Source organism: Paracoccus sphaerophysae, from assembly GCF_000763805.1.
Classification (GTDB): domain Bacteria; phylum Pseudomonadota; class Alphaproteobacteria; order Rhodobacterales; family Rhodobacteraceae; genus Paracoccus; species Paracoccus sphaerophysae.
This window is the reverse complement of sequence record NZ_JRKS01000117.1, coordinates 1-4006: the sequence shown is the minus strand read 5'-3', so window position 1 is coordinate 4006 and position 4006 is coordinate 1. Positions and strand designations below refer to the sequence as shown.

Below are 4006 nucleotides of genomic sequence, written 5' to 3'. Positions count from 1 at the left end.
GGGGCTGGACCGCTCTGACCTGGGGCCCCCGGTGATCCCGGGGGTGGCGGCGCGGTTCGACTGTGTGGCCTACGCGGCCCACGAGGCGGGGGACCACAGCGTCCTGATCGGGCGGGTGGCGCAGGTGACGGTCGGGGGGCCGGACGATCACCCGCTGGTCTTTGCCGCGGGCCGGTTCGGGGCGTTCAGCCCCGGAAAGCTTTCGGCAGTCTAGCTGGCCGGCTCGAAGCTGATCTCGGGCAGCGGCTCCAGCGGCGGCAGCGGTTCCAGCGGCGGCAGGCCTGCAAAGATCGGGTCGACGCGCGGGGCGCTGGTTTTGACCGTCCCGCCCGGGCCGCCCAGCACCGCGATCTGTTCGGCCAGCTGCGAGATCGCCGCGTTCTGCGCCGCGGCAATCGCCGCCGGGCTGGTCAGCGGCTTGGTCGCCCCGCCGCCGCCGAGGCTGCCCAGCCCCACGCTGCCGGCCCGGCGCTCGGACACCGGCAGCGGCACCGCGATGTCAAAGCTGCGGGCGTGGTTGGTCCCGCCGGCGCTGTCGTTCGAGACGTAATAGCGCCCCTGCAGGCGATAGACCCCGTCCAGCTGCGCCAAGGCCTTCTCCACCCGCACCTCGATCCGGCGCCGGGGCGGTTCGGCCAGCGGCCAGGGTTCGGCGATGACGGTTGCCCCCGACATGTCCGAAATCGCCCGCGCCAGGGTCAAAGTGAAGGCGCGCTGCGGCTTGTCGGCCCACAGATTGCGCGGGTTCGACCGCACCGCCCCGTCCGCCGTCTGCCATGACACCTCGCCGGCCGAGGCATATTCCGGCAGCGACACGTCCCGCAGCTCGGCCGTGCCCAGGTTGTTGGCGACCCGCGCCGCCGGGGTCGGCGGGTCGATCAGGTAGCGGCCGGTTTTTTCCGGGTTGGAGCAGGCCGCCAGGGCCGCGAGGCAGGCAAGGATCAGGGCAGGGCGCATGGTCTATCGTCCTAGCAGGAAGGCGCGGGGATTGCGCTCGATGGTGGCGGCGAGGCTGCCGAAATTCTCGGCCGCGCGGCGCAGCGCGCGCATGGTGTTGATCGTCTCGGTGTTGAAGCTGCCGCGGTCGCCATAGGCCGAGATCACCGCTTCCGCGCGCGAGGCCAGCTGCTGGAACCGCCCCGACAGCTGCGGCAGGGTGTTGGCGGCCTGCGCGATCTCGTCCATCGCCCGCCGGGCGCTGGCCAGCGCCGCATTCAGGCTGCCGGCGGCGTTGCCGTCGCGCAGGTCGTTCAGCAGGCCCGACGCGGCCTTGAGCGTGTCCGACAGGTTGCGCGGCAGCTGCGCCGCGTCCTCGGTCCCCAGCATCGCGCGCAGGTCGTCGACGACGCCCTTGGCCGACCCGCTGATCCCCGACCAGTCGAACTCGTCGACCGAGGCGGCGGCGCTGCTGATGTCGTCCACCATCTTGGGTACGTCCACCGACGCCTCGCGGATCGAGGTCGCCGTGGCGCTGGCATCGTCGACGAACCTGCCGATCTTGGGCCCGATCTGGCCGGCCTTCAGGTCCGCGGCGATCGCCCCGATGTCGCCCGCCGCCGTGCCCACGCTGTCCATCGCCGAGGCCAGCTTGCCCGGCAGCGCCTTGGCGGCCTCGGTCCCGATCACCGCGCGGGCGTCGGCCAGCGTCTGCCGCGCCTCGGTGCCGATGCCGGCGAAATCCACGTCGCGGATCGAGGCCGCGGCCTTGTCGAGGCTGTCGATGATCCCGGGCAGCTTGTCGGCCGCGCCGTTCAGCTTTTCGGTGATCTGGTTAGCCTTTTCCGTCGCCTCCGAGACGTTGGCGACGATGCCGGCCGCGCGCAGTTCCTCGACCGCGCTGCGCAGCTCGGTCGCGGTTGCCTGGGTCGCGTCGATGGTCTTGCGCAGCGATTCCGGGATCGCGCGGGTGTCCTGGGACGAGGCGATGGCGGTGACGCTGTTCATCATGTCGGTGGCGGATTTCAGCAGCTCTTCCAGCTTGAGGCTGCCGACGCGGTTGAGGAAGCCCTGGGCCGTGGTCGCGATGTCCGAGGTGTCGGCCGGGGCCGAGGGGATGACAGGGAACGGCTTGGCGTCCGCGACGATCTGCGCGGGCGGCGCGCCGGGAATGTCGGTCAGCTCGATCATCAGCGAGGTGCCGAAGAATCCCGCGCCGGTCACGCGCGCGCGCAGGCCCTCGGCGACCCGGACCGACAGGAAGGCCAGCGCGTCGGCGGGCGTGGCGTCGTCGGGCAGGCCCAGCCGCTGCGGCGAGACGGCGATGGTGATGTCCTGCATGACCTGTCCGGGCTGGCCCGCCGTGGGGTCCGTCACCCGCACCGACAGCGCCGTGACCCGGCCGACGCCCAGCCCCTGGAACTGCACGTCCGCGCCTTCGGCGAGGCCCCGCACGGCGTCGGGCAGCAGCACGCTCAGGCGCAGCTCGTTTTCGGGCGAGGCGGCGAACAGGCTGTTCTGCGCCGTCTGCTGGTCGGGCTGCAGCTGGAAGACATGGCCTGTGCGGATCGGCTGCCCGCCCGAGCTGAGGGTGGCGAACTCGGCCCCGCCCTGCAGCAGCGAGGCGACCGAATTCACGTTCAGCTGCACGCCCTGCGCGCCCAGCGACAGCGAAAAGCCCGAAGTGTCCCAGAATACCGTCGCCGTGGTCAGGCGCTGGTCGTGGGGGGCCGCGATGAACACGTCGGCCAGCACGTTCTCGTCCTTTTCCGACAGCCGCAGGTTCTGCATCCGCCCGACGGCCACGCCGCGATAGAACACCGGCGCGCCCTCGGTCATGCCCTTGGCGTTGGTCGAGGCGAGCACGACCCATGTCCCGGCCTCGTTGCTGCGGGTCAGGGGCGGCCGGTCCAGGCCCTTGTGGATGTCCAGGTTGGTGGTCCCCGGCGTGTCGTCCCACCAGCCCTCGACGAAGGCGCCGGTCAGCACCGTGTCGAGCCGCGAGATGCCCTGCGCCGACACCTGCGGGCGGACGATCCAGAATTCGGCCTCGTCGTCGATATAGGGGGCGATGTCCTTGTCCACGCGCAAGTCGACGACGACGCTTTGCAGGTCCGAGGTAAAGCGCACCGCCTCGACCGTGCCGACCGTGATCTCGCGGAACTTCAGCGCGGTTTCCCCCGGCGTGATGCCGGTGGCGTCGGTGAAGGCCACCGAGACCAGCGTGCCGCGGCTGTTATAGGCGTTCCAGGCCAGCGCCATCGTGACCAGCAGGGCGATGATCGGCACCGCCCAGATGACCGACACGCCCGCCCGCGCGGCGCGCGCCGCGGTGCGGCGCACGGGGCTGGCCGGGCGCATCGGCCCCGGCCCCGCGCCAGGCTGCGGGCCGCCGGCGGGGGCTGGGGTCGGCTGAGCGGGGGTCCGGTCAGGAGGCGGAATATCGGTCATGCGGCAGTTCTGTCCTTGCGGTCGCGCAACGGCAGGCCCCGCCAGATCAGCCGCGGATCGAAGCTTTGCGCCGAAAGCATGGTGAACGCAACCGACAGCGCAAAGCTGACCGCGGCCGGGCCGGGATGGATGGTGGCAACGAATCCCAGCTGCACCAGCGCCGACAGGATCGCCACCACGAACACGTCGATCATCGACCAGCGGCCGATGAATTCCACCGCTTCCAGCGCCCGCAGGCGGGTATGCGCGGCCTCGACCGTCGCCGGCCGCCCGGCCACGCGCGCGAGCCAGGCGATCACGATGAACTTGCCGATCGGCACGATGATCGAGGCCACGAAGACGATCGCGGCGACCCCGTAATTGCCGTAATGCATGAGATCGACCACCCCGCCGAGGATGGTCGCCTCGGAATTGCCATGCAGCCCGGCCAGCGTCTGGGTCTTGAGCATCGGCAGGATGTTGGCGGGGATGTAGAAGATCAGCCCCGCCAGCCACCAGCCCCAGCCGGTCGAGGTCCTCGGCCACCGCCAGCATCCGGTCGGCGCCGTCGCCCAGCTCGACGATCTCGGGGATCAGCAGCGCCTGCGAGGGGATCCGCCCGGCCGCTTGCGCCTTGAGC

The 4006-nt window shown here is 71.3% G+C and carries 4 protein-coding genes; 1 reads left to right on the top strand and 3 read right to left on the bottom strand.

The genetic code is table 11. The features are described from left to right. Positions 1-214, top strand: a 214-nt coding sequence (locus IC63_RS16555) for a flavin reductase family protein (RefSeq protein ID WP_036722650.1), incomplete at its 5' end; no start/stop codon positions are given. Here IC63_RS16555 and IC63_RS16550 read toward each other — a convergent pair. From IC63_RS16550 to IC63_RS16540, 3 genes are read right to left on the bottom strand one after another with little or no spacing between them, the layout of a single operon-like run. Next, positions 211-957, bottom strand: coding sequence for a PqiC family protein (locus IC63_RS16550; RefSeq protein ID WP_052042349.1), 747 nt, complete (start codon positions 955-957; stop codon positions 211-213). The genes IC63_RS16555 and IC63_RS16550 overlap by 4 nt on opposite strands. 3 nt (positions 958-960) lie before the next feature. Beyond that, entirely contained in the window at positions 961-3387 is a 2427-nt protein-coding gene (locus IC63_RS16545) for a PqiB family protein (protein WP_084116027.1), read from the bottom strand. Beyond that, positions 3384-3878, bottom strand: coding sequence for a paraquat-inducible protein A (locus IC63_RS16540; protein ID WP_052042347.1), 495 nt, complete (start codon positions 3876-3878; stop codon positions 3384-3386). The genes IC63_RS16545 and IC63_RS16540 overlap by 4 nt, the downstream gene beginning before the upstream one ends. Positions 3879-4006 lie beyond the last annotated feature (128 nt).

Excerpts from the sequence above, each read along its gene's own strand:
- IC63_RS16550 (WP_052042349.1), bottom strand. The coding sequence starts at position 957 with ATGCGCCCTGCCCTGATCCTTGCCTGCCTCGCGGCCCTGGCGGCCTGC.
- IC63_RS16545 (WP_084116027.1), bottom strand. The coding sequence starts at position 3,387 with ATGACCGATATTCCGCCTCCTGACCGGACCCCCGCTCAGCCGACCCCA.